Annotated in this window: 27 protein-coding genes; 12 read left to right on the top strand and 15 right to left on the bottom strand. The window is 55.7% G+C overall.

The window, feature by feature from the left end; genetic code table 11:
• Positions 1-74: 74 nt before the first annotated feature.
• The 5 genes from J7382_RS15775 to J7382_RS15755 all read right to left on the bottom strand — a co-directional run bounded on the left by J7382_RS15775 (position 75) and on the right by J7382_RS15755 (position 5317).
• Positions 75-1439: a glutamine synthetase family protein gene (locus J7382_RS15775; RefSeq protein WP_209069975.1), complete on the bottom strand. Its 1365-nt coding sequence runs from the start codon at positions 1437-1439 to the stop codon at positions 75-77.
• A gap of 108 nt (positions 1440-1547) precedes the next feature.
• Positions 1548-2582: a TRAP transporter substrate-binding protein gene (locus tag J7382_RS15770; RefSeq protein WP_058240364.1), complete on the bottom strand. Its 1035-nt coding sequence runs from the start codon at positions 2580-2582 to the stop codon at positions 1548-1550.
• A 52-nt stretch (positions 2583-2634) separates the two neighbouring features.
• A complete protein-coding gene (locus tag J7382_RS15765) occupies positions 2635-3957 on the bottom strand; it encodes a TRAP transporter large permease subunit (RefSeq protein ID WP_058240363.1) in 1323 nt (440 codons plus the stop codon).
• The gene (locus tag J7382_RS15760; RefSeq protein WP_209069974.1) at positions 3957-4553 is read right to left on the bottom strand and encodes a TRAP transporter small permease subunit; all 597 of its coding nucleotides are present in this window, start codon (positions 4551-4553) and stop codon (positions 3957-3959) included. The genes J7382_RS15765 and J7382_RS15760 overlap by 1 nt, the downstream gene beginning before the upstream one ends.
• Positions 4553-5317 carry an N-formylglutamate amidohydrolase gene (locus tag J7382_RS15755; protein ID WP_209069973.1) on the bottom strand — a complete coding sequence of 255 codons (765 nt, stop codon included), beginning with the start codon at positions 5315-5317 and terminating at the stop codon, positions 4553-4555. Before J7382_RS15755 ends, J7382_RS15760 begins: the two co-directional genes overlap by 1 nt.
• A 120-nt stretch (positions 5318-5437) precedes the next feature.
• On the opposite strand from J7382_RS15755, the gene J7382_RS15750 reads away from it, so the two are divergent.
• Positions 5438-6313, top strand: a complete 876-nt coding sequence (locus J7382_RS15750) for a MurR/RpiR family transcriptional regulator (RefSeq protein ID WP_209069972.1) — start codon at positions 5438-5440, stop codon at positions 6311-6313.
• 291 nt (positions 6314-6604) lie between these two features.
• Positions 6605-7684, top strand: a complete 1080-nt coding sequence (locus J7382_RS15745) for a response regulator (RefSeq protein WP_058240359.1) — start codon at positions 6605-6607, stop codon at positions 7682-7684.
• 8 nt (positions 7685-7692) lie between these two features.
• Here J7382_RS15745 and J7382_RS15740 read toward each other — a convergent pair whose 3' ends face one another.
• The gene (locus J7382_RS15740; RefSeq protein ID WP_348540042.1) at positions 7693-8286 is read right to left on the bottom strand and encodes an acyl-homoserine-lactone synthase; all 594 of its coding nucleotides are present in this window, start codon (positions 8284-8286) and stop codon (positions 7693-7695) included.
• Positions 8287-8828: 542 nt separating this feature from the next.
• On the opposite strand from J7382_RS15740, the gene J7382_RS15735 reads away from it, so the two are divergent.
• The 3 genes from J7382_RS15735 (at position 8829) to J7382_RS15725 (ending at position 11153) form a co-directional block, all read left to right on the top strand.
• Entirely contained in the window at positions 8829-9209 is a 381-nt protein-coding gene (locus J7382_RS15735) for a hypothetical protein (RefSeq protein WP_058240358.1), read from the top strand.
• Between the two features lie 116 nt (positions 9210-9325).
• Entirely contained in the window at positions 9326-10810 is a 1485-nt protein-coding gene (locus tag J7382_RS15730; protein WP_209069971.1) for a HAMP domain-containing sensor histidine kinase, read from the top strand.
• Entirely contained in the window at positions 10797-11153 is a 357-nt protein-coding gene (locus J7382_RS15725; RefSeq protein ID WP_209069970.1) for an Hpt domain-containing protein, read from the top strand. Before J7382_RS15730 ends, J7382_RS15725 begins: the two co-directional genes overlap by 14 nt.
• Here J7382_RS15725 and J7382_RS15720 read toward each other — a convergent pair.
• Positions 11141-11530 (bottom strand): response regulator, encoded by a 390-nt coding sequence (locus tag J7382_RS15720; RefSeq protein ID WP_058240355.1) that lies wholly within the window; start codon positions 11528-11530, stop codon positions 11141-11143. The two genes, J7382_RS15725 and J7382_RS15720, sit on opposite strands and share 13 nt — an antisense overlap.
• 194 nt (positions 11531-11724) lie before the next feature.
• Here J7382_RS15720 and J7382_RS15715 point away from each other — a divergent pair, with 194 nt between their 5' ends.
• Positions 11725-12489, top strand: a complete 765-nt coding sequence (locus J7382_RS15715) for an enoyl-CoA hydratase-related protein (protein WP_209069969.1) — start codon at positions 11725-11727, stop codon at positions 12487-12489.
• 43 nt (positions 12490-12532) lie between these two features.
• Here the strand turns inward: J7382_RS15715 and J7382_RS15710 are convergent, their stop codons facing one another.
• Both J7382_RS15710 and J7382_RS15705 read right to left on the bottom strand, forming a co-directional pair.
• The gene (locus tag J7382_RS15710) at positions 12533-14773 is read right to left on the bottom strand and encodes a molybdopterin cofactor-binding domain-containing protein (protein ID WP_209069968.1); all 2241 of its coding nucleotides are present in this window, start codon (positions 14771-14773) and stop codon (positions 12533-12535) included.
• A gap of 3 nt (positions 14774-14776) precedes the next feature.
• A complete protein-coding gene (locus tag J7382_RS15705) occupies positions 14777-15235 on the bottom strand; it encodes a (2Fe-2S)-binding protein (protein ID WP_209069967.1) in 459 nt (152 codons plus the stop codon).
• A gap of 329 nt (positions 15236-15564) precedes the next feature.
• Between J7382_RS15705 and gap the strand changes: the two genes are divergently transcribed.
• Both gap and J7382_RS15695 read left to right on the top strand, forming a co-directional pair.
• Complete coding sequence (gene gap / locus J7382_RS15700) at positions 15565-16563, top strand: type I glyceraldehyde-3-phosphate dehydrogenase (RefSeq protein WP_209069966.1); 999 nt, start codon at positions 15565-15567, stop codon at positions 16561-16563.
• 90 nt (positions 16564-16653) lie between these two features.
• Positions 16654-16797, top strand: a complete 144-nt coding sequence (locus J7382_RS15695) for a hypothetical protein (protein ID WP_209069965.1) — start codon at positions 16654-16656, stop codon at positions 16795-16797.
• Positions 16798-16915: 118 nt separating this feature from the next.
• Here the strand turns inward: J7382_RS15695 and J7382_RS15690 are convergent, their stop codons facing one another.
• Complete coding sequence (locus tag J7382_RS15690; protein WP_247745055.1) at positions 16916-17740, bottom strand: ABC transporter permease; 825 nt, start codon at positions 17738-17740, stop codon at positions 16916-16918.
• 173 nt (positions 17741-17913) lie between these two features.
• Between J7382_RS15690 and J7382_RS15685 the strand changes: the two genes are divergently transcribed.
• Positions 17914-18513 carry a GcrA family cell cycle regulator gene (locus J7382_RS15685; protein WP_058240348.1) on the top strand — a complete coding sequence of 200 codons (600 nt, stop codon included), beginning with the start codon at positions 17914-17916 and terminating at the stop codon, positions 18511-18513.
• Positions 18514-18634: 121 nt separating this feature from the next.
• On the top strand, positions 18635-19366 hold the full coding sequence (locus tag J7382_RS15680) for a hypothetical protein (RefSeq protein WP_058240347.1): 732 nt from the start codon (positions 18635-18637) through the stop codon (positions 19364-19366).
• A gap of 7 nt (positions 19367-19373) precedes the next feature.
• Here the strand turns inward: J7382_RS15680 and J7382_RS15675 are convergent, their stop codons facing one another.
• From J7382_RS15675 to J7382_RS15665, 3 genes are all read right to left on the bottom strand, one after another.
• On the bottom strand, positions 19374-20186 hold the full coding sequence (locus J7382_RS15675; RefSeq protein ID WP_209069964.1) for a prephenate dehydrogenase: 813 nt from the start codon (positions 20184-20186) through the stop codon (positions 19374-19376).
• A 193-nt stretch (positions 20187-20379) separates the two neighbouring features.
• The gene (locus J7382_RS15670; RefSeq protein WP_247745054.1) at positions 20380-21600 is read right to left on the bottom strand and encodes a multidrug effflux MFS transporter; all 1221 of its coding nucleotides are present in this window, start codon (positions 21598-21600) and stop codon (positions 20380-20382) included.
• Complete coding sequence (locus J7382_RS15665; protein WP_209069963.1) at positions 21597-23519, bottom strand: AsmA family protein; 1923 nt, start codon at positions 23517-23519, stop codon at positions 21597-21599. The genes J7382_RS15670 and J7382_RS15665 overlap by 4 nt, the downstream gene beginning before the upstream one ends.
• A gap of 153 nt (positions 23520-23672) precedes the next feature.
• On the opposite strand from J7382_RS15665, the gene rimO reads away from it, so the two are divergent.
• Both rimO and J7382_RS15655 read left to right on the top strand, forming a co-directional pair.
• Positions 23673-25070, top strand: coding sequence for a 30S ribosomal protein S12 methylthiotransferase RimO (gene rimO, locus J7382_RS15660; RefSeq protein ID WP_209069962.1), 1398 nt, complete (start codon positions 23673-23675; stop codon positions 25068-25070).
• Between the two features lie 56 nt (positions 25071-25126).
• Entirely contained in the window at positions 25127-25513 is a 387-nt protein-coding gene (locus J7382_RS15655; RefSeq protein WP_209069961.1) for a DUF393 domain-containing protein, read from the top strand.
• Here the strand turns inward: J7382_RS15655 and J7382_RS19980 are convergent.
• Positions 25507-25776, bottom strand: coding sequence for a DUF6455 family protein (locus tag J7382_RS19980; RefSeq protein WP_247745053.1), 270 nt, complete (start codon positions 25774-25776; stop codon positions 25507-25509). The genes J7382_RS15655 and J7382_RS19980 overlap by 7 nt on opposite strands.
• Entirely contained in the window at positions 25776-26060 is a 285-nt protein-coding gene (locus J7382_RS15650; RefSeq protein ID WP_209069960.1) for a DUF6455 family protein, read from the bottom strand. The genes J7382_RS19980 and J7382_RS15650 overlap by 1 nt, the downstream gene beginning before the upstream one ends.
• Between the last annotated feature and the right edge of the window lie 7 nt (positions 26061-26067).

Genomic DNA, 26067 nt, shown 5'->3' with positions numbered 1-26067 from the left:
AGAGCGTCACGCTCCTTCATTTGGCCAAAAATATCCCGGGGAGTATGAGGGGCTGGCCCCTCATGCCCACCAGATCAAGCGCGCTCAAACCCGCGCGCAATTTCCCAATCGGTCACAACCGCTTCAAAGGCTTCCTGTTCCCATTCTGCCATGCGCACGTAATGGTCAACCACTTCACTGCCCATCGCCGCGCGCAACATATCAGAGCCCCGCAGCGCCTCGGTTGCATCACGCAGATTGGTCGGGATGACATTATTGCCCCCCTCATAGGCATCGCCTGTCAAAGGCGCGCCGGGATCAAGCTTTTCTTCAATACCTTTGATGCCTGCCGCCAACATGGCCGCAATCGCCAGATAAGGGTTCATATCCGCCCCTGGCACCCGACACTCTACACGCACTGCCTTGCTGCCATCGCCACAAAGCCGGAAAGCGGCCGTGCGGTTGTCCACAGACCAGACCTTCGCAGTTGGTGCAAAGCTGCCTTTCTGGAACCGCTTATAGCTGTTCACATAGGGCGCAAGGAACACTGTGATGTCATCTGCGTATTTCAGCAGACCACCCAGATAATGCCGCGCCAGATCGGACATGCCGAGATCCTTTTCTGCGTCATAAAACGCGGGCACGCCGTCTTTGGTCCAAAGCGACTGATGCACATGGCTGGCGCTGCCCACCTTATCATGCCGCCACTTGGGCAAGAAGGAGACCGCATGCCCCTTCTGCCAGCCAATCTCCTTGGCCGCATGTTTGGAAATCGTGTGATTTTCTGCCGCGTCCATCGCGCTGCCATAGCGGATGTTAAGCTCTTCCTGCCCGGTCTCTGCCTCCCCTTTGGAGCCTTCCACCGGAATGCCAGAGGCATAAAGATCATTGCGCAAGGTGCGCATCACATCCTCTTCCTTGGTGGTCTGCAGGATATGATAGTCTTCGTTATAGGCACTGATCGGTGTGAGATCGCGATAGCCGGTCTTGGCGAGTTCCTCAAAACTCTGCTCAAAGATGAAGAATTCCAGCTCCGTTGCAGAAACCGCTTCAAATCCCATCTCTGCCAGACGCGCGATCTGTTTTTTCAGCATCGCACGCGGGGAATGCGCGATGTCGTGATGGCCATGATGATCCATCACATCACAAAGCACCAGCGCCGTGCCCTCCAGCCACGCCGCCCGGCGCAGTGTGGAGAGATCAGGCTTCATCAGGTAATCCCCATAGCCTGCCGACCAGCTGGTCGAGGCGTAGCCCTCCACCGTGTGCATCTCCAGATCCGTCGCCAGAAGATAGTTACAGCAATGGGTCTCTTCCCAAGCACTGTCGACAAAATGTTGCGCCACAAAACGTTTGCCCATCAGACGGCCCTGCATGTCCACAATACAGGCCAGAACGGTGTCGATCTCTCCGCTCGCGCTCAAGCCGCGCAGCTCTTCCAGGGTCATGGTGCCAGACATCAGACGCACTTTCCTTTTGGTTCCCGTGTTTCAGGGATCACAGTTTTTGGGATTGCAGAGGCCCCATCATCTGACGGGGCCTCATCGTTCTTTCGCACAGAGCCGATCTTAACCGTAGCGGTAGGGGCGACCGGCCGCCTGCATGTCTGCGTTATACTTGCGGAAGATCTCCACAACTTTTGCCTTGGTCGGGCTTTCCGCTGCGATTTCATCCCAGAACTTCACAGCAGCGGTTTCCACCTGTGCCCATTCGTCATCAGGGATGGAGGTCAGCTGCATTTTGGTGCCATTGACACGCAGATTGGCTTCGCCGCCCCAGTACCACCACTGACGATAGTAGTGCGACTGATCGGTACAGACGCGGAACAGAGTCTGCAGGTCTTCTGGCAACTCATTCCAGCGGTCCATATTGGCAAAGAAGCTGCCAGCCCATGCGCCAGAAATGTTGTTGGTCAGGAAGTAGTTGGTCACATCTGCCCAGCCCACAGTGTAGTCTTCGGTGATGCCCGACCAGGCCACACCGTCCAGCTCACCAGTCTGCATCGCAACTTCGATGTCTTCCCATGGCAGGGTCACAGGCACCACACCAAACTGGCTCAGGAAGCGGCCCGCAGTTGGGAAGGTGAAGATCCGCTTGCCTTTCAGATCCGCGAGAGAGTTGATCGGATCTTTGGTGGCAAAATGGCAAGGGTCCCATGCGCCGGCACTGATGTGCTTCACGCCCACTTTGGAATATTCTTCATCCCAGATTTCGTTCAGACCATATTGGTTGAACAGGACCGGCACATCGAGGCTGTAGCGGGAGGCAAATGGGAAGTAGCCGCCAAACACGGTCACTTCGGTGGGCGAGGCCATGGAGTCATCATCAGACTGCACCGCATCAATCGTGCCGCGCTGCATCGCACGGAATAGCTCACCAGTTGGCACCAGCTGATCCGCGTAGAAAAGCTCAATCTGCATGCGGTCACCCGCAATTTTGTTGAACATTTCAATCGCCGGATCAATCACATGCGCGGCCAGAGCAGACCCCGCATAGGTCTGCATGCGCCATTTGATTGTGCCGGATGCCAGCGCCGGTGCCGCCAGAGGTGCGGCCATGGCGCCAACGCCAGCGGTTTGAAGAAACTTACGTCTTGTTGTCATCTCTTACTCTCCTTGTTGAATCTGGCCCCGTTTGCGGCGCTCTGTTGATTTCTTATTTTCCGTAAACATAGTCCGGCAGCCACAGCGCGATCTGAGGGAAGATCATGACCAGCGTCAGCGCCAGAACCATGACCGCCACAAAGGGCACAATGCTGCGGTAAATGTCTTTCAGCGTCACTTCCTTGGGGGCCATGGCCCGCATCAGGAAGAGGTTATAGCCAAAGGGCGGTGTCATATAGGCGATCTGTGTGGTGATCGTATAGAGCACGCCATACCAGATCAGATCAAAGCCCAACACTTTCACAAGCGGCACATAGAGCGGTGCCACAATCACCAGCATCGCGGTGTCATCCAGAAAGGTGCCCATGATGATAAAGCTCAGCTGCATCAGAATGAGGATCATCCAAGGATCCAGGCCCAGCTGTTCCGTGAACAGGCTGTCGATCGCCTTCACCGCGCCCAGACCATCAAACACCGCGCCAAACCCAAGCGCGGCCAGAATGATCCACATGAACATGCAGGAGATGCCCAAAGTCGAGCGCACGGAGTTTTCAAAGACTTCGCGGGTCATACGCCCCTTCAGAACAGCCGCCACAAAAGCAGTGATGGCGCCAATGGCGGAGCTTTCCACAAGCGATGTCCACCCATTCACAAAGGGCACCATCATGGTGGCAAAGATCACCAGAGGCAGCAGGCCCGCGCGCAAGAGCTTCATCTTTTCGGCGCGGGAAATGTCCCGATCCGCCTGCGGCAGCGCCGGGCCCAGCTCGGGCTGCAGACGACAGCGAATCACCACATACAGGATGAACATCGCCGCCATCATCAGGCCCGGAAATACCCCGGCCAGCCAAAGCTGCCCCACCGGCTGGCGCGCGATCATGGCGTAGAGAACGAGCACAACAGACGGGGGCACCAGAATGCCAAGGCTGGATCCCGCCTGAATGACACCCGTCACCATACGTTTGTCATAGCCCCGCTTGAGCAGTTCTGGGAGCGCAATGGTGGCACCAATGGCCATGCCCGCCACGCTGAGACCGTTCATTGCCGAAACCAGAACCATCAACAGGATGGTCCCGATCGCAAGACCGCCCCGCACAGGCCCCATCCAGACGTGAAACATCTTATAAAGGTCGTCGGCAATTTTGCTTTCGCTCAGCACATAGCCCATGAAGATGAACATCGGCAGCGTCAGCAACGGATACCACTTCATCAGCTTCATCGCCGCAGAGAAACCGATATCCGATCCCCCTGTACCCCAAAGCAGCACCGCTGCCAGAACACCCACAAATCCAATTGCGCCAAAGACCCGCTGCCCGGTCATGAGCATCAGCATCATGGTCGAGAACATCAGAATGGCGATCATTTCGTAAGACATCAGTAGTCCACCCCACGAATGCGCGCGATGTCTTTGAGCAGTTCAGAAACCGACTGTAAGAACATCAGAATAAAGCCAAAAAGCATGATGAGTTTGATCGGCCACAGCACCGGGCGCCACGCTGTCGGGCTGCGTTCGATATAGCCAATCACTTCACTTGCCGCCTCACGACCACCTGTCACAAAAGCGGTGATCAACTCCCAGTAAAAGCCATAGGGCTCCACCCCAAAGTGACCAAGCGCATAGGCACTGGACCCAACAGCCCCATGGATCAGGATCGCAATGTAAAACATCAGAAGGAACACTGTGATCGCATCCACAATGGCGCGCTGGCGCAATGTCCATTCCCCGTAAAACAGATCCATGCGGACATTGGAGCCCATCTGCATCGAATATGGGCCACCCAGAATGTAATAGGCAACCATCGCAAACTGCGCCATTTCCAACGTCCACAAAGACGGCGTCAGAAACGTCTTTGAAAAGGAGGACCAGAGCAAAATCGCCATCATGGCGAAGATGCCATACATCATGAAGCGGCCGATGCGGCGGTTAAAGCCGTCTACCCCTCGAATGAAGAGCTTCACAAACCCCGGCATCACTGCGCTCCCCGCTGTGCATTTTCAGCAGCAAGCGACGCCAGCCCTGCCCGCAACGCATCCGCGATGGTATCCGCCATCTTGGCAATCGCTTCTGGTTCTCTCAGCAGGTCATTGCGTACCTCAAGCATCACATTAGGCGTTTTACTCGGCAAAGCATATGTTTTGAGAGAGTGTGTCACCCCATGCTCGGGCCCATAAGGCTCGTTACGTTGCACATTGAACTCCGCCCCTTTCATCGCCGTCAGCATGGCATCCGCAAGGCGGGTATCGCGATCATGCAAAATGCCAATCTCAACAGCGCGCGGTTTGCCGTGAAACACAGGCGTAAAGGAATGCACAGTGACCAGAGCCTTGGGATGCACCATTTCCATCGTCTGCTCTGTCGCAGCGCGAAACGGCTTGTAGATCTGTTCGACACGCGCCGTCCGTGCAGCGGTATCCAGGCCTTCGTTCCCCGGGATATCGAAAATTTCGCTACGCGTCGGAATGGCGCTCTCGGCTTCCGGTGGGCGATTACAGTCATAGAGCAACCGGGACACAGCACCGGCGACATAGGTCGCCTCAAAGCGGCTTGCCAATTCCTTGGTAAGGGCTAAGGCACCCGGATCCCAAGCAACATGGCTGATCTTTGCATCGTCAGACAGCCCCAAATCCCCAAACTCATCGGGAAAATGGTTTGATGCGTGCTCACACACAAACATCACATCGCAGGGCGCAACGCTCCCCACAACATCTACCGCCTCATGGTCTTCCAGTGTCATTTGACGCCCCCTTTGATGAACAAACTTCTTCAGGAGGTGTGCGCCTGTCAATAATTATTCTGAAACTATCTCTTCTTTTTTTTCACATATGAAACTATGATTACAAAAATCGCTTAGGGAATGGGCAGTTCATTGGCAGACACCGCGCAGGAAAAGATCAAGAGAGTATATGAAAGCCTGACCCGGGCTGAGCGTCAGCTGGCAGGTGTGATTCTGGAGAATTACCCGATGTCGGGCATGGGCTCGATCACACGCCTCGCGGACAAAGCATCTGTCTCCACCCCCACCGTGGCGCGTATGGTACAAAAGCTGGGCTACAGCGGGTTTCCTGATTTTCAAGACGCCCTGCGCATAGAAGTGGAGGCACGTTTCTCCAATCCGATTGCCAAACACGAAAGCTGGGCACAAAGCGCACCCGAGGAACATATCCTCAATCGCTTCACGGATTCCGTCATCAGCAATATCCGGCAGACCCTCGCCAACGTTGATCCCAAACAGTTTGACGATCTGACAGCGATGTTGGCAGATGAAAGTCAGGCGCTTTACATCACGGGCGGTCGCATCACCCATGCACTGAGCGAGTATCTGCATTTACATATGCAGGTGATCCGCGCCCGCGTGCGCCACATCCGCTCGACGTCCAATGCCTGGCCCCATGACCTTCTGGACATCCAGCCAAGTGACGTTGTGCTGATCTATGATATCCGCCGCTACGAAAACTCAACTCTGCGGCTGGCCGAGATCGCCAAGGCACAGGGCGCGAAAATCGCTCTAATCACAGATCAATGGCAAAGCCCGATCAGTCAATATGCGGATGTGTCCCTGAACTGCAGAATCGAGGCCCCCTCGGCTTGGGATTCCACAGTGGCTATGATGTTGCTATCCGAAACGCTGATCGCTGCGGTGCAGGAAGCCAGCTGGGATCGCACCAAATCCCGTATGAGCACGTTAGAAGACATGTTTGATCAAACAAAGATCTTCCGCAAATTCGTTTAACACAGAAAATCGCATACGCTCCGATACAAGGTCTAATTTGGCGCAGTCATGCCAAACTCCCGCCATATTTAGCCCAGCACTACCGGTACCACCCCATAAACCACCCTAAAAACCACCCTAAAAACCGTGGTTAACAATTACTTAATTTTTTCATCCAAGCCCCCCTTTCGCCCATTTGTGGACGCAATCCCACTGCACAGTACGTGCTGTTGGATGACAGAATGTCGGTCCAACTCGTGGGTTTGAGTTTCATGCGTTCTGGATCACAGCAGCCAAAGAAGGGGCTGAGCGATGAAAATACTGGCCGTCGACGACGATGAAAGCATCAGGGAACTTCTAACAGAAGCAGTCTCCGCCAAAACCACTCATCAGATCGTCACCGTACCATCTGGACCGGAAGCCATCCGGGCCATTGCCAAAGCAAAAATTCCGTTTGATTGCTTCCTATTGGACATTCAAATGCCGGTTATGGATGGCATCACCCTTGCGCGAAAAATTCGCAAAACGCGGGGGCATGCCAACACACCGATCCTCATGCTGACAGCAATGTCGCAGAAAAAATATATCGATGCAGCATTTGCCGCAGGGGCGACAGACTATGTCACCAAACCTTTTGATTTTCTGGAACTGTTCAGCCGGATCTCAGTGGCCAGTCGCCTTGTTTCAGAACATCAGAGACTAGCGGTCAAGGCTTCGGAAATGGCATCCCTGAAACGTGACCTGCTTCACAGCACAAGTCACAGCCTGGAAGAGCCAATTGAAATCACAGGCGTGACACAGGTGCTGGGCTACGTCGCCTTTGAAAATCACCTGATAAATCTCACCCGAGGAGATCTGATGCGCAACGCCGCATTTGCGGTCAAGATCAACACCATCGAAACCGCCTATAAAACACTTCCGGCGATCGGTTTCCGCCAACTCTTGACGGACATTTCAAGCGAAATGATGTCTGTGATTGCTGAAAACAGTGTTGTGGCAACCTACAGAGGAGATGGTCTGTTCCTCTGTGTCATACCGCGTGCTGCCGCATTTTCTCAATCTCGCATCGAAGTTGAGCTCAACAAACGGCTAACCTACGTACCCTCAACTCAGATGGACGGGCTACAGAGTTCGGTAAACGTCGGAGAGCGCTTCAGTATGCTCTCTCTAACCCGCTGCGGTGCCATTGGCGCGCTGCAAAAAGCAGCACTCAGTGCCGAAGCGCGCGCCAATGATCACACCAAAGGCATTGTGAATCTGCGCAAGTCTGTGCGCCTACACCCAGGCACTGGCTTTCAAACTGAAATGGAACGCCGCGCATACGAACACCTTCTGCAGGATGCGCTGCGCGACGAAACCCATCAACGACCAGCTATAGCTGCCTTCAGCTGAGCTGCGGATCAATGCCGCGTGCGATCAAGATCCATACGGGCAACCTGCACAGGTTGCCCGTCGATTTTCATCACCGGCCCGGCTGGCTCAGCAATTAGCCCCAACGGCCTGATCCACCGCGGCCAGACAGCGGGCACCAACCCCATCACTTGCCTCGCCTCCATAGCACGGGCCGTTTGGATAAGCTTACGCATCAGGCGGGTTTGCACCTCGCGACGCCGTTGTGCAGGCACATCTCGCGCCACAAAGACCCGGCTTGCATCCAATACACGCGGATCAATCGGCGCCTCTTCATAAAGCAGATGCGTCGGGATCGACTCGAGCATGCCCTTCTGAGCATCACGCACCATGTAGGAGTACATCCCACAACGTGCAGTTGTCGGCGTGAGGCGCACACCTGCAAGAACGCGCTCCCCCTCATGCACCGCGATCCAGCTGCTCGCAGGCGTATCATATTGATCGTATTCCATACCCGCCACTTCTGGCAGGTCCCAATTATTTTGAACAATAAAGGACTGTTTGCGCGCCCTAAGTAAGTTGACCATCAGTTCGCCATGCTTGTGCATGTTCTCGAACGACAAGGTCGTCGTCAGCATATCCATCGGTTCTCCGGATACAGTATTGCCCCTAATTCAAACAAATACACTGGCACTCAAACGCGGCCATTCTGGCGCGCGCCGTATCACTAACCCTACCCACTGGATACAACACAGGACTGGGGACGGGAGCGCCCCAAAACACCCCAGACAAATACCTCGTCCACAAACACAAATCTTAAATCACTACAGGCATGGGTGGTTTTTGACCAAAAAAACAAACAACCTAGCCGCGTGGACCCCACCAATCCCAATACACCTATGAGACGATTGAGCCACAAATTTGAGTCAACATCTACTGAAAAAGTTCACTACTAAAACTTTCCTCATAGTTTCTACTTTGTGAACACAGTTTTTGCAATTTTATATGAAGTCAGTGCAAAAAATTTACTCTCTATCAACCAATTGCACCGAGGTTCAGGGGACGCTGGGGCAAAGCGACCTGACAATCGCGAAATTTCCCAGCCCATACCACCAAATTGCCACCTTACACGCGCAGGGTTGGCCAAACCTCCGCCCACGGCTTGGGCGCAATACTAGGGACAGATATGCAGGCGTATTTTCTGAACTTTCATGTAAAGGGTGAGATTGCTCACACGCTTTTGCTCTCTGAGCCGGAACCAAAACTTCTTGTGGACATATCCGCATCAGCCGCAACTGATGCAGAGGCTCCTGGCTTCCGCTACCCCAAGCGCGTTAGCTTCACCGTGCGCGACAAGAAGCTGATAGAACGGTTTCGCAAAACCGTCTCTCAAGGGGATGTGATTGAAGCCACCGGCACCTTTGATCAGTCCGGTTATGTCCCCCATCACCGCGGTCACGTAGACACCACCTTCGAATTGCTCGACTTTGTGCACTTCAGCGAACAGGTGGGTCTTGAACATGAAGGTCGCGTATTTCAGGCGCCCCTCTCGGCACGTCCGAACTGATAAACCCCAATAGTGTCGCTGGCTGAACACGTTCAGAACACATTCGAAAGCTTAAAATGTCAGAAGATGCACAGAAGGTGCAGCCTCCACACGCTTGTTTTTTCGGATGTCGCAGAATGCACACTGAACACCCCAAACACCGGACACTCAGGTCGCCACTCCTGTCAGCGATCGCCAAACGAGTGCGTCTGCTGGCACCCAAACGGCCTCCAAACATAGAAGACTCCCGGCGGCTCAAGCAACAGATCCACGATTTTGCAACTGGCGGCGTGGTGCTGTTTTGGCAACGTCAAGGAATCTACGCAGGCGCAGGCTTTCTCTGTGGATTCTATTACTCTTGGCCGCTGGCAGCATTTTGCTATCTGCTGGTGCAAACCGCAGATCTTTTTGACAGTGCCGTTTGCTACAGGGTGATAAACCGCACAGATCATTCTCTGAGATACAGCCACAAACTGCTGAAGCTTCTGTTTCTGTCCAATGGCCTCTCAGCCATGTCCATAGCGACGTTCACTTTGCTTTTGGCACGATTGGAAGGCCCAACAGAGCATTTTACCTCACTGTTCTTCTTGTTCGCCGCCGGGCTGTTTGCGGCTGTGAACAATCACCAGATCCCTCAAATTCTTGCCTTGCGGCTCGTCAGCTATGGCGCGTTGTTCATCTTCATTCCTGCCTATGACATCGTCACACATACGGCCACATTTCAATCCAAGATGTGGATGCACTTCGCCACCTCTCTGTTCGTGCTTTATTTTGTCTTGGAATGTTCAACGATTTTCTTGCGCATGTATCAGCGCACCCTGGATCAGCTTGATGATCTGCGCACGGAACGCGACCGCGCTCGTGAGAGCTATGAGATCAAATCCCAGTTTGTCTCCGTTGTAAGCCACGAGCTGCGCACCCCACTGACATCAATCACCGGCTCTCTCACCCTGTTGCGCGAAAGCGACCTATCAAAGAACCCGGAAAGCGCAGACCGGATGCTGGAGATCGCGCATAAAAACAGCAAACGCTTGGCCAAGCTCATCAATGACCTTCTCGATATTCAAAAAATGGAAGCCCGCAAGATGGTTTATCATCTTGCGCCGGTAGATGTGCAGGATCTGCTCGATGATGCGCTGCTATCCATTACTCCCTATGCGGATCAGTTCGACATTTCGGTGCGAACAATTCCATCAGACGTCCCTCTGACCATTCGCGCCGACCATGAGCGCATGATGCAGGTTCTCGACAACCTGCTGTCCAACGCAGTCAAGTTTTCCCATGCCGGCGGCTATGTGGAACTTGGCGCGCGGCTCTCCGATGGCTGTGCAGTTCTGGAAGTGCGCGACTACGGCATTGGCATTCCCGACCACAGCAGACACCTCGTGTTTGACAAATTCGCACAGGTCGACACGTCAGATTCGAGGAATTTCGACGGTACAGGGCTGGGTCTCTCGATCGCCCGCCAGATTGTGGAAGATCATGGAGCCTCCATTGATTTTGAAAGTGCGCCGGGTGAAGGAACGCGCTTCTTTGCGACTTTTCCTCTGTGCGACACAGACCCTGAGAGCAGCGGTCAAAATGACACCAAACGCCAGGAGATCCGTTATGACGACGCATGATTTTCAAAGCGGTCTCATAGCCCTCAAGCGGCGGTTCCTCGCGGGCCTGCCAGAACGGGCAGCCGAAATTGCGTCCCTGACAGGCGCGCTCTCTAAATCCGGCCCCTGCCCTCTACAGCTCAGACAACTCCATCTGGCCAGCCACAAACTCGCCGGAATAAGCGCCACCTATGGGCTGGCTCAGCTTGGTGAAGTGGCGCGACACACAGAAACATGCCTTGAGGCCTGTCTCACTCAAGCCCCCACAGATCAATATCTCAGAAAGGTTTTGCAAACCGCCGACTTGCTGAGACAGGAGCTCAACCGTGTCATTTACACCGACAGCTTTGCTCAAATGCCCTGAGCATCGCTTACGATCTGTCGCAACTGATCAGGGAGACGCACGGGATCAAATGGTTTTTGGATGGCCCCGATGGCAGTCGAATGTATCTCAAAATGCTGCTGTGATGACACATCCTTGGACGTCATGAAGATGGCGGGTGTCTGCACTAATCCCGCTATCTTGCGCAGGGCGGCCAAGGTTTCAAATCCACTCATCCCCGGCATCATAACATCAAGCAGCAATAGCTCCGGCGCAAATCCTTCGGCATGTGCCACTGCTTCTGCGCCACTGGCGCATTGCAAAACGTCGAAGCCCCCAAGATCTGAAAGCGCCAAAAGCGCGATCTCCCGAATGTCGGGATCATCCTCGACATGCAAAATTCTACGAATGTCGCCCATAGTTCACCCCAAATCCCCACCGCAGACTACCCGCACGTTCCAGCCCAAGGAACCCGCAATCCGTCAGAACCGGCTATATCAAGGACACATTTTCCAAAAGAGATGACGCGGCGTTGGGCAAAGCAGCCGAGCTTGCCCGTATAAGAAGATGCCCTAAGCTGTGCGAACCCATGCGATCAAGACCGGAGCCAGACATGACCACGCCCCCAATTATCAAAGAGCGTATCGGCCATACGATGGTTGTCACACTCAATGATCCCGACCGCCTCAACCCCATTTCAGCGTCCACTCGAGAAGCGCTCTCAGAAGTATTGGTCGAGGTTGAGGCTGATCCATCATTTCGCGCCATCATTCTGACAGGTGCTGGCAGCAATTTCTCATCCGGCGGAGACATTTCTGCAATGGATGCACCTATGCGTTTAAAGCGGATCAACTTTGAACATGTCAAACGCATGGTCAATCAAATCACCGGCGCCTCGGTTCCCGTCATTGCCGCTGTTGAAGGCTGGGCCGCCGGTGCTGGTCTGGCGCTGGCGATGCTCTGTGACACGGTTGTTGCGAGTGAATCCGCAAGGTTCATGTCGGCGTTCCCTAAGATTGGCCTGATTCCGGACTATGGCCTTCTTGCCTCTCTGCCCGCCCGCGTCGGACAGGCGCGCGCCCGACAAATCATGCTCTATGCCAAACCCCTCACCGCAGACACCGCACTCTCTTACGGCATGATCGATGAAATGGTCGCAGATGGCACGGCTCTGAAGGCAGCACTGGAGCTCACCGAGCATCTGAACACCCTCGCGCCGGAGGCGCTGCGCGCCATCAAAGCTTTTGATTCCGGTCGCCTTGATCACGCGCTGGACTACGAACGCAACGTGCAACCCCAACTCATGGCCAGCGACAATGCCAAAGAAGGGCGCGCTGCGTTTTTCGAAAAACGCGCGTCAAACTTTACTGCCAGTTAGCCCCAACTCACAAAAAGCCCGCCAGAATGGCGGGCTTTTCAGATCATACAAAATCGACGTGATGATACAGAGGCAACTCGCGAATGCGCTGTCCGGTTGCTGCAAATATCGCATTGGCCAGAGCCGGCGCAGCCGGAGGTATTGGCGGCTCTCCGACGCCGCGCACCGCAGCCCCATTCTCCAGACCGCGCACCATGATCTCAGGGCATTGCATCATGCGCATGCCCTCTGCGTCCCAATAGTTGGCTTGCTCTGCCATCCCATCGGAATAGGTGATTTCACTGTTCATCGCATGGCCAAGGGCAAAAACAACTCCACCCTGTACCAAATTTTCAAAATTCACAGGATCGATCACTGTCCCCACATCTGCGGCGACCCAGACTTTGTCGATGGTGATGCCATCTTCCGTATTGGTCACCTCAATCACTTCCGCGGTCGGAACCCCAAAGCTCTCGACAAAGGCGATGCCCCTGCCTTTGTTCGGCCCCAAGGGGCTGCCCCAGTTTGACATTTCCCCCACGGCCTCAAGCACTTTGCGGCTGACGTCATGTTGCATGAGACGAATACGTTCTTCCAGAGGGTCCGCGCCCGCCTCATGGATAAGCTCATCCAACAGACTGTCAAAAAAGAACCCGCCAGCCGACGCCCCAACAGAGCGCCAGCTCGACACCGGCGCAAGCTCTGGTGCGCGATACGCCCGCATGCGGAAGTTTTCCAACCCATAAGGGTTATTCCATGCACCGGCTGCAATCTGCATATCTGGGCCCGGCACTGTCACCCCTGCGCGTCCCATTTGAGATGCAACCACCGACGGCGTGGCAACCTCCAGATCCATGGCAATCACTTTGCCATCTTTGACGGCCCCGGAACCGCGCGCCATGCCAATGTGGCGCGGATAATCATGCGCAAAGTCCTCTTCACGGCTATAGGTTAGTTTAACCGGCGTTCCGCGCATCTGATTGGCAATTTCAGCAGCCAGCTCAACATGTTTGAATTCCAACCTATGTCCAAAACTGCCCCCCATAAAGTGATTGACCAAATCCACCTGCGCGGCGCTGTGCCCGGTAATTTTAGCCACAAGATCCTGCAACATGCGTGGAATTTGGTGCCCGGTCCATACGGTCACCTTGTCATCTTCAACCAGAACAGTGGCGTTGAGCGGCTCTAAAGGTGCATGCGCCACATAGGGCACGCGATACTCTGCCTCGACCGCTTTGCCACCGGCAAGCGCTGCACTAACATCGCCCTCGTTGCGCCATTCTTTGTCCAGATGCGTCTCATTAAAAGAGGCTTCAATCGCTGCCCAATGATCCTCCTGCTCGGCAGGGTAAGGCGCTTCCCCCCACTCGGCATCAATCGCCTGCACAGCCTGAATGGCGCGCCAAGTGTTGTCGGCGATAACCGCGACACCGCCAGTCACCTCAACCACCTCTTGAACGCCCCGCATGTCTTTCGCGGCGCTGGCATCGTAGCTCAGCAAAGCCCCGCCCTGGCGCGGGTTACACATAACGGCGGCATGCACCATGCCATCGATGTCCACATCGATACCATAGGCCAAGGTGCCTGTTGATTTTGCAACCATATCAATACGGTTCATCGGCTTCCCAATGAGCCGCCACTGCGCGGGCGCGCGTAGGCGAATGTCTGTGACAGGCTCCAGCTCTGCCGCCTCCGCAGCCAGATCCGTGTAAGCAAGCGTGCTGCCATCTGGCAGAATCACTGCCCCTTGGGCTGTCTTCAGCTGTGCCACCGGTACGCCGGTCTTCGTGCTGGCCGCCAGCTTCAGAGTTTCCCGCGCCACCGCGCCGGCCTCTCGCAGCTTGTCAAAACTGTCAGGCATGGCTGTGGACCCGCCCGTCAGCTGCATGCCCAGTAACTTCATCATACCGCCCATGACGCCTCGCGTGGCTTCCGCAGCAAAGCTTTCATCCGTCGCCATGAAGGGCGCCCCATCCGCCGCAAGCGCACGGTTCCAATAAGCTTTGTCCGGTTTACCAAAATCGATCTGGAACTGGCCAAATTCAACGTCCAGTTCTTCCGCAATCAACGCCGCCTGCGCATGCGCCACACCCTGTCCCTTGTCGCCATGTGGCGTAATCAGGGTGATACCGTTGCCATCAATCACGACCCAGGGGTTAAATGTCGCCGCACCATCCGCCAGATCATTTTTCAGCGGATTTTCATAAGGTGTGCGGACCTTGTAGACCCCAAACGCCACACCTCCAGCCACGGCAGCTGCGCCAATCAAAAAGCTGCGGCGTGCAATTTTTCCAACCTTGCCCATCACTTACGCTCCTTGAATTTTTGTTGCTGCTGTTTTCACGGCCGCACGAATACGGGGATAGGTGCCACAACGACACAGGTTGCCAGACATGGCTTCATCAATCTCTGCATCACTTGGATTGGGTGTCTCAGCCAACAGAGAGGCCGCCTGCATGATCTGCCCCGACTGGCAATACCCGCATTGCGCCACCTGATGTTCAATCCAAGCTTCTTGAACCGCATATAGTGCCTCTGGCTGTCCCAATCCTTCAATTGTGGTGATCTCGCCCTCCACATCGGACAGAACCGTCTGACAAGACCGCACCGCCACACCATCGACATGCACCGTGCAGGCCCCACAAGCAGCGACACCACAGCCGTATTTCACACCTTTGATGCCAAGCTCGTCTCTCAACACCCACAAAAGAGGCATGTCATCCTCGACATCCACTTCATGCGTTTTTCCATCCACGATCAGTTGCATTGGCTGCCTCTCGTATTTCCTGTTCGCCTTCTACATCAGATAAGATACGCCAATGCCGCAGAAATCCACTCGCAGATTGTGCCAAACCCAAGCCCCCCTAAGTGACCTAAGGTGACGAATCGCCTGCACAGGAACCGCCGCAGCGCAGAAAAACCATCCTCCGCCCAATGCTCACGTTAGCGCCACCGGCAGCGGCACCGATAGCGGCACCGCAACGATTTATCGCTAACATACTCATTTCTATTAGGATTTCACCTTCCCCAAACGTCCCCTCAGGACTATAGCCAAGGGTAACTTCTCATACTTTCAGAGCAGGACAGGAGCGCCTCATGACTGTTACCGTTGGCATCAATGGATTTGGCCGCATTGGCCGCAGCACGCTGATGCATATCGCCGAAGAGGCACGCCAGGATGTGCGTGTTGTGAAGATCAACGCAACCGGGCCGCTGGAAACCGCCGCCCACCTGATCCGTTATGACTCCGTACACGGTCGCTTCCGCAACGAAGTTGTGGCCGGAAATGGGACCATGGATGTGGGCCAAGGCCCGATGCGCATGTATTCCACCTACGACATGGACGAGCTGGATTGGGACGGTGTGGACATCGTTCTGGAATGCACCGGCAACTTCAACGATGGTGAGAAAGCCAAGAAGCACCTTGAGCGTGGCGCCAAGAAGGTGCTGATCTCCGCCCCTGCGAAGAACGTGCAAAAAACCATCGTGTTTGGCGTCAACGACGATCAGCTCGAAGCCAATGACAACATGATTTCCAACGGCTCTTGCACCACCAACTGCCTCGCGCCTGTGGCCAAGGTGCTCAACAACGCTTTCGGCATCGAAAGCGGTATCATGACCACGATCCACGCCTACACCGGGGACCAGCCAACACTGGACCGTCGTCACAAGGATCTGTATCGCGCCCGCGCCGCAGCCATGTCCATGATCCCAACCTCCACCGGTGCGGCCAAAGCGCTGGGGGAAGTTCTGCCTGAACTGAAAGGCAAACTGGACGGGTCCGCCATCCGCGTGCCAACTCCAAATGTGTCCGCAGTTGATTTGACCTTCACGACCTCCAAAGACGTCACCGAAGCGGATGTGAATGCCGTAATGGCCGAAGCCGCCTCCGGTGAAATGAAAGGCGTTCTGGGCTATAACGACCTGCCATTGGTCTCTGTGGACTTCAACCACACCACAGAAAGCTCCACATTTGCAGCTGACCAAACCAAGGTGATTGGCAAGCGTCTGGTGCGTATTTTGGCATGGTATGACAACGAGTGGGGCTTCTCCGCACGTATGGCGGATGTGGCTGCAAAAATGGGCAGCCTCTGATCTCAGCCTCTGAGAAGACAACAACTTGCGCCCCCGGGTGGGGTCGGGCATACCAGACCCGACCACCACAATTCGGGGGCGCATTGCGTTATGACCAATCCGATCGCTGTCTTTATCGCTGTCCTACTGCTGGTAGCATTGGGCGTCGACATGGTGTTCAACAGCAGCGAAGCAGCCCTGTTTCTGGCCAAAAAACTCTTTGACCTGATCGAATGGATGGCCTTCTGGCGGTGACTGCCCGCGTGCTTCGGTGGCTCAGCTTCCGCTGAGCCTGAGGGGGCGTTGCCCCCGTCACATCAAGATGTGACAGCCCCAAATATTCAAACGGGCCAAAAAACGCACCTGCTTCAACTCAGTTTTTAAGCCGATACCCCGTCTTCAACATCCACCACGCCACCGCGCAGAGGGCCGCGGTCACCCCTGACACCACCACCAGGCCGAGGTAAGGACTGCTGTCAGACACGCCAATCATACCGTAACGCGCCCCATCAATCAGATAGAAAATCGGATTAAACCGTGTGATGCCCTGCAACACATCCGGCAAGGCCGTAACCGAGTAAAATGTGCCAGACAGAAACGCCAATGGGGTGACGATGAAATTGGTAATCGCCGCCATCTGGTCAAATTTATTGGCAAAAATCCCGGCCACGATACCAACCGCGCCCATCATGGCCCCGCCCAGAACAACAAAGGCCAAAGCCCAGAGCGGATGCGCGATGCCCTGCCCCAAAACAAGCGCGATCGCAAATGAGATAGCACAGGCGACAAAAAGACCACGCGCCACAGCGCCAGCCAAATACCCCAGAACCATCTCCAGAGGCGCCAGAGGGGGCATCAACGTGTCCACAATGTTGCCCTGTACCTTGGCAATCACCAGCGAGGAGGAGGTATTGGCAAAAGCGTTCTGAATAACGGTCATCATGGTAATCCCCGGGATCAGAAAGGTGAGAAATGGCACGCCCATGACATCGCTGCGGCTCGGTCCGATGGCGATGGAGAAAATCAACAGAAACAATCCGGCGGTGACCAAGGGCGCAAGCAATGTCTGCGTCCAAACAGTGGCAAAGCGCAGCACTTCGCGCCGTGCGAGGGTCGCCAAACCGAGCCAATTCACCCGACCAAACCGGCGCACGCCCATTTGAAGTTGATGATCATGACCTGATGCGGGCTTTTGCATGGGATGTCCTTCGGTGTTTTAGAGCAGCAGGGTTGTGGCCAATGCGCCATGGCGCGGCGCTGCGGTGATTCTTCGCCTTGTAACTCGGGCTGGGGTGATTAGAATAGGCCCCTGACCAAGAAATGCAGAGGCGGCCTTGTTAGGGGCCGCTTTTCTAGCTGAGGAAGTGACGGATGTCCTGGACCGACGAGCGCGTAGAGCTGTTGAAAAAAATGTGGGGCGAAGGCCAATCGGCCAGCCAGATTGCCAAAGAGTTGGGTGGGGTGACCCGCAATGCCGTGATCGGCAAGGTCCATCGTCTTGGCCTGTCCAACCGCGCGACCAGCTCTGGGGCAAAGGCAGAGGCCAAACCAAAGGCAGACGCAAAACCAAAAGCCGCGCCTAAGGCAAAACCAGCGGCCAAACCTGCTGCAAAGGCCGCCCCAAAAGCGGAGCCAAAACCAGAGCCGAAAACCGAACCAGCAGTGGCCGCAAAGCCTGCCCAGCCTTTGCGCAAAGCCATCATACCAGCCGGACAGCCGCTGCCTCCGCAACCTTCGGCAAATGAAATCAGCCCAGAGGCGCTGGCCAAGGTCAACGAGGTAGAGAAAACCGCCAAAAAGCTGACCCTGATGGAGCTGACAGAACGTACCTGCAAATGGCCAGTGGGCGATCCTGCCACATCTGATTTCTGGTTCTGCGGCCTGCCGGTTCAGGCCGGGAAGCCCTATTGTGAAGCCCATGTTGGCGTGGCTTTCCAACCGATGAGCGCACGCCGCGACCGCAAACGGTAAAACCGCGCCTCAAATAGATGCAATTCACGTCATGGCCCCGCTTTTTGCGGGGCTATTTTTATGCGTAGCATAGCGCACAACTTATAGCTTAAATGCATGGGCAACAAAAAGAGGCTAAGCCATGTCCGGGCTACTCTATGGGGATATCACCTGGCGCGAAGTTATCGCGGTGCTGCTGATTTCACTCACGCATATTGGCGCCACACCATTTCTCAAACGGTTCCCGAAGGTGTCTCGCTGGCTTTTGGATTTCAGCTCTGGCATTGGCCTGGGCTATGCTTTCCTCTACCTGCTGCCTAAAATCGCAGTAATGACTCAAGAAGTGGCCGTGCAATATCCTGATTTTGGAGCCATTTTTGAGCATCAGCTCTACATGTACCTGATGGCGGGTTTCCTGATCTACTATCTCGTCGACTTCAAACAGCACGACAACCGGCCTGCGCGTTTCGCCTTAACGCTTAACGCCGTCTCATTTGCCACCTACAACGTGCTGATCGGCATCACCATCACCCATTTCGAGAGTGATTTCACCACTGCCTATGCCGTTGCGGTTTTTGTGTTTTCCATACACCTCTTTGGGGTGAACAGCTTTCTGCATCGCGAATACCCCAAGGACTTCGCGCGATGGATGGCGCCGCTCTTCATGACAGGGATGTATCTTGGCTGCATCCTTGGCAACCACATCGAAAAAGGCCATCATTACCAATCAGTTGCGACCGCCGTAGTCGGGGGCATTATCATCATCCTGTCGATCCGCCTCAAACTGCCACCAAGGGCTCGCGTGAATGTTGTGGCATTTCTGATCGGCGTGGCATGCGCAGCCGCCGCCACCGCCGGATATATGGTCATCTGACAAAGCGTTAGGACGCAGGCACTGTCTTTCCCACCTCAGGATGGGCTTCAAATTGCGCTTTCAACTCTTCGGCGCGCTCAAAGAATGCGTTGCGCACCTCTGCAGCATAGGGATTGGCCACCTCAATCGCATGTAGCACCGTAGGCGGATCGTCCTGCACCATGCGCACAGCTTCACGCAAAAGATCAAAGCTCGCCGTGGTCAGGCGCTCTGGCATCGGCCCCAAATCAGAAAGTACTTTGCCGATCATATGAGTGAGCCCTTGCACCACAGCCAACTCACGATCATGCTCCTGGGCGCTTGTCACCAACACTTGCAAACCACGCCGCCGCAATACTGCCGCCACACGACGCCATTTGGAGCCGCGCACCGGGCACAACGCGATCTTATGTCCAGCGATCCCATCGCGCGCGCTTTGGGGCCCAAACAGCGGATGTGTGCCCAGAATCTCAACATGCGCGGGCAAGAGCCGCTGCATGTCCTGCATGGGCGCAACTTTGACGGATCCAACGTCTACCACCAATGTCCCCGGCCTCAGATGCGGCGCCAAAACCCGACAGACATGCGCCATCGCGGAAACAGGCACCGCCAGAATGACAATATCGCTCTGCGCCACCTCTGCCAGCCCCTGCAATGTCAGGCGCTGCCCATCAGGCAAGACGGCCCGGCTGTAAAGCGGGTCACAGATGGTGAGTTTGCTCCCCTGCGCCAATTCGCGTGCGATAAGGCGGCCAAATCCGCCAAATCCAACCAGTCCAACAAAAGGCTGCTGCGCCTGCTCCACTGAATGTGCGCTTTCAAATGTCTGTTTCAGTCCCATGATAGAGGGTCCCTTTTATAGGGCCTCGTCCTCAGGGGATGGATTGTCTGGAAGGTTTTTTGGCTTCATCCCCGTCAAACGCGGCGAATGAAGATGCAAAAGACCCCGCCACTATGTGGACAGGGAATAATAGATGCCAAAAAAGATGCCTTCAGTGTTCATGCGCGTTTGGTCGCACAGCCGGACGACCGCGTCAAGACACCTCCGACATCCCGCCCAACGGCGCTTTGACATCCAACCGCCGCACATAGAGCGCACAGAGCAAAGACAGCACGACACAGGTGATCATCAGAGCCATGCTTAAAACCACGCCATTGTCTGGCGTCAATAAAGCCCCGCTCACACTGGTCAGGACCGCTCCCAGCGCCACGCTCAACGCCCCTGACAGACCTGACGCGCTTCCGGCAAGTTGCGGACGTACGGACATCGCGCCACTGTTGGTGGCGGGCAAGGTCAACCCATTGCCAATACCCACAAAAATCACGCCCCCAACGAAACTGAAAGGATGCACCACCCCCAAGAAAGTGACCAGAAACCCGATGGAAAGCCCGCTCAGCGCAACAATCCGCCCCGCAATCATCAACCTCCACAGAGGCACCCGCTTTCCCAGCCTTCCGGAAAGAAACGAGCCAAAGGAAAATCCAATGGCAATGGCGCCAACGGTGATACCCACCACCGCAGGCTGCAGACCAAAGACCTGCGCCCCAACCAACACAGCCGCCGTGATGTAAACGTAAAACGCTGCGACAGAAAAACCGCTGCACAACGCATATCCCCAAAACCGGCGAGACGTCACAAGTTGGGGGTAGCTGGCAAATTGAGATCGCATCGTTGGCGATTTCTGAAGATTGGTTTCCCCCAGATCCCGCCAACACAAAAGCCAAAGACCAACACCTGCGAAGAGGTAGACCGCAAAATTCGCGCGCCAGCCAAAGGTCTCATGCAAAAGACCGCCCAGCGCAGGACCGGTCATGGGGGCAATAGCCATCACCATCGAAATATAGCCAAGCTTACTGGCGGCCTCCTGCGGCCCATGCATGTCGCGCACAACCGCACGGCTTAACGCGATGCCAACCACGCCTGCGGCTTGTAAGATACGCCAGCACAAAAAGCTTTCTATGCTCTGTGCCAGCAAACATCCCGCAGAGCCAAGTGAAAAAACAGCCAATCCATAGAGCATCACCGGGCGGCGTCCGAAACGATCCGACATCGGGCCCAAAATGATCTGCAACACAACCGTCGCCGCCAAAAATCCCCCCATGGCCAGATTGGCCACAGCATAGGTCGCGTCAAATTCATCCGCGATTGTCGCCAGCGACGGCAAAAACATATTAAGCGAAAGAACCGAAAGTGCGGTCAACAGAACCAAAGTGTTCAGATGCGGCGGCGTTACACCGCCTTGGGGCAGCCTCAATTGCCCCCTCCCAAAAGCTTGAGCAGCCCCTTTTTCGCTTCATTTTCAAGCTTGTCTTTCAAAGCGTCTTCTGTGGATTGACCTTCCTTGGCCTCAAGACCCAGCTCTTTTTCAAGCGCTTTCACGGCGTTGTCTTCCACTGCTTTCAATTCGCTATCAAAGCTGCCCTTAATCGCCGCTTCCAAATCGGGAACAATACTCGGGTTGTCCCAACTGCCCCGGATTTTAACCGGCACAATCACCGCCGCTCCCTCGGTGCCTTTCAATTGTGGCGTAAATAGATAATCAATTGTGCGCAGCCCCAAACCCACGGTGCCCTTACCCGTCGCAGCCAACCTTGGCAGCGACATCGCCAGATCCTCGTTTAACAAAACACCGTCGGAAATTGTCCAACTGGCGGACATCGTGTCAAAAACCGTGGTCCCCCCGGTCACATCCCCCCGCAACAATCTATCCAAATCGATCCCTTCAATTGTACCGCGACCAATGCGAATTGTCCCGTCTCCACTCAGCCCGTTCATCAGAGCCTCCAAACTCTGCCCAGAGCTCAAAAACCGCGTGCTCAAATCCGCCTTACCGGTAAAACTGTCCACATCCGCCATTGCCGCCAAAAAGGGTTGCAACGCGATCTGGCGCACGGTCAAATCGCCGCGCACAGACAATCCACCACGGTTGTTGGCAACAAACGTGCCCCCCACAGTGCCGTCATAGGCTGCCATCTCTGCAATCGTGACCACCGCACGCGCCCGATCAATCTCAACCTTGGCGCGGGTGCGGCCCACCTCAATACCGTCAAACGACATGCTCTCGGCCGCAAAACTCACCGTGCCATTGACCAGCCCCAAAGCGCTGGCATCAATTTCATCCCTGGACCAACCGCCCTCTCCTACGGAAGATGCCTGTTCTGCTTCGCCCGTCTCAGAAGACGCGAAAGCAAGTCGGTTGGTGGCAACCTGCGCTTTCACATGCGGCGGGGTCACCGCGAGATCCACATCGGCCTGCACCGTCAGTGCGTTGCCCAACGCTTCCAGCGTCCCGCCCCGCAGAGAAAACTGTCCTGCGCCCGTCAAAGTCACATTGCCAGACGCGGCCACAGGCCCCTCGGGGCCTGTCGTACCAATCGCGGCAAAGAAAGCTGCCGCATCCGGTGCCGCCAGTCGCAATTGTCCGCTGGCTTCTGGTGTCAGGCTGAACCGTCCGTCAAATCCCGCGCTGCCCCCAGCAGAGGTCAGGGTGATCGCCACCGAAGACAGCTGCCCCCGCAGCAAATCCAACGGCGCCGCGACAGAGGCCTCCATTTCAATCGCACGACCAAAAGGCGCGGCCTGCAGCGTCACATCTGCCGCTTTGTCATGCGACGGCCAGCGCATCTGCATGGACAGGCCGGAAAATTCATGACGTGTGCCGCCGTGCTCCAGATAACGCACCCGCGCATCTTTCATCACAAAACGCTCCAGCGCAAAGTCCTGTAACGCAACCCCGCCGCTCTCCGCGCGATCAGCATCGGGTGAAGGGGCCGGCGCATCCGCAGAGACACCGCTCAGGGTCCAATTAACGGCACCTTCCGCGTTTTTCTGCAAAAGCACATCCGGCGCGTCCAACTCGATGTTCTTGATCCGCACCGCGCCACTCAGCGCAGCCATGACATCCACGCCAATCACCGCTTTTTTCGCAGAAAACATCGGTCCCAAATCCGACCACGGCGCATTGGCAAATTGCACATCTTCGGCGCTGATCCCTAATACCGGATACCAACTGATCCCAACCGGGCCGCCAAAGCTCAACTCCCGACCAGTCTGCGCTTTCACCTGATCTGCGGCCAATTTGGCAAGTTTTTCCCCCGGCAGCGCCACGACAAGCACAACAGCGCCAATCAGCGAAACAACAATCGCCCCAATCAATCCACGGATCAGCTTCATCACGGATCTCCTTTTCTGCTCAGAGAGAGCCTATGCCTGCAAAAGCCGACTGGCAATCACCCCGACCGGGGTGCCAGCCCCCTTACGCACAAGAAATCCCAAAGCGCCGCGATCCCCTTTGCCAAACTGCCCGCGCTCGCCTATATGGGCGCCATGTCCAGCAATCCGCCAGAACTCCGCCCCGACTTGGCAAATGCCCGCATTCATCAGGATGCCCGCGCCAGCGATCTTCGTCCCGGCCAGCCGACCATCGGCATGGTATCTCTCGGCTGTCCCAAAGCCTTGGTGGACAGCGAGCGTATCCTCACGCGCCTGCGTGCAGAGGGCTATGGCATTTCCCCCGACTATTCCGGGGCCGATGCGGTGATCGTGAACACCTGTGGATTTCTGGACAGCGCAAAAGCCGAAAGCCTTGAGGCGATTGGCGAAGCCATTCAGGAAAACGGGAAGGTGATTGTCACGGGATGTCTGGGCGCGGAGCCTGAATACATCACTGGTACACACCCCAAAGTCCTCGCCGTGACCGGCCCGCATCAATATGAGCAGGTGCTGGACGCTGTGCATGGCGCCGTGCCGCCAAGCCCGGATCCATTCATCGATCTGCTGCCCGCCAAGAATGTGTCCCTGACACCGCGCCATTACAGCTATCTGAAGATCTCTGAAGGCTGTAATCACAAATGCAAATTCTGCATCATTCCGGACATGCGCGGCAAACTGGCCTCGCGCCCCATCCATGCGATCCTGCGCGAAGCGGAAAAGCTGGTGGACAATGGCGTGCGCGAACTCTTGGTGATCTCTCAGGACACCTCTGCCTATGGGCTGGATCGCAAATACTCCACGCACCCATGGAAAGATCGTGAGGTGCGCAGCCACATCACCGATCTGGCCCGCGAGTTGGGCCAGTTCGACGCTTGGGTGCGCCTGCACTACGTCTACCCCTACCCGCATGTGCGCGAGCTGATCCCACTGATGGCGGACGGTCTGATCCTGCCCTATTTGGACATCCCGTTCCAACACAGCCACCCCGATACGCTCAAACGCATGGCGCGCCCAGCGCATACGTCTAAAACGCTGACAGAAATCGCCGCATGGCGCGACATCTGCCCGGACATCACCCTGCGCTCCACCTTCATCGTCGGCTACCCCGGTGAAACCGAAGAAGAGTTCCAGCATCTTCTGGATTGGATGGACGAAGCCCAACTCGATCGTGTGGGATGCTTCCAATACGAAAATGTCGATGGTGCGCGCTCCAATGATCTGCCCGATCATGTGCCTGCTGAGGTCAAACAGGAGCGCTGGGAACGCTTTATGGAGAAAGCTCAGGCGATCTCTGAGGCCAAACTTGCGGCAAAAGTCGGCCAGACCATGGATGTGCTCGTTGATGACATTGACGCGGACGGCATCGCCACATGTCGCACCAAAGCAGACGCACCGGAAATTGATGGCAACCTGTTCATCGATGAAAATACCGATGGGCTCAAGGTGGGCGACATTGTGTCCGTTGAAGTTGATGAAGCCGGTGACTACGATCTCTGGGGACGGCGTCTTTAAAGGGGCAATAACCACTTGCGCCACAGCTGCGCCGTCACTCTCAAGGAGACGGCGCAATGCCTCAGGAAACACGCATTCTTTACAACGCAGACTGCCCTGTCTGTAATGCCGAAATCTGCCACTATCGCAGTTACAGCGAAGACAACGGCATCACACTTCGCTTTGATGACCTGAACACAGAAGCCCTCTCAACATGGGGCCTTGATGCAGACACAGCGGCAAAGCGCCTGCATGTGGTGCAGGATGGCACGCTTTATGATGGCATTCCCGCCTTCATTGTCCTGTGGCAGGAGATGCCAAGATACCGCTGGCTCGCGCGCCTTGTGAGCGTGCCGGGCATTCGGCATGGGGCCATTCTGATCTATGATTATCTCCTCGCCCCAACGCTTTACGTCTTTCACCTCAGAAGACAGCGCAAAGCAGATAAAACACCCTCTCAGTGAGCATTGCGCAAACTGTCAAACAGCGACTTGTGCATACAGAACTCTGGAGCCCCCTCTTGACGTGAATAGGGTGTTCCCAACCAATGCTGACACTGGTCCACAAATGGACAGGTGCGACACCGCGTGATCATTTCCGCATAGCCCTGCGCGCTCAGTGCATTCTCGGCCATCGCTTCGCTCAGTGAGACCCCGACAGCGCGCGCCACGCTTCTCGTAAGCCAGAAATGCACCTGCGGGTCGCCCAACGGCACTACCGTTCCCATTATCCCTGCGCCTCCAGCGCTTTTTTTAATCTGTCAAATCGCGTCCGGTTCACACAGGCGCTCGGCGCGATGTCTTCGTGTTCGGGTCCCTCAAGCGCATGGCGGCCCAGCCATTTTTGGCAACCTTTTCCCCAGGCACAGCTGCGACACTGCTCCACCATGGCGGCCCAATCCGCCTGCGACAGCTCAGACCTCTCCATAGCAGCCACAAGATCCGTCTGCGTCAGCTTCGCCATGCGCTGCGCCAGCCAGAAGTGTTTATTCCGATCTCCAAGAGGTTTCATAAATACG

Origin of the sequence: Shimia sp. R11_0, from assembly GCF_017744035.1 — a bacterium.
Taxonomy (GTDB): domain Bacteria; phylum Pseudomonadota; class Alphaproteobacteria; order Rhodobacterales; family Rhodobacteraceae; genus Shimia; species Shimia marina.
Note: the sequence above shows the minus strand (reverse complement) of the source record. Positions and strands in the feature narration are given on the sequence as shown.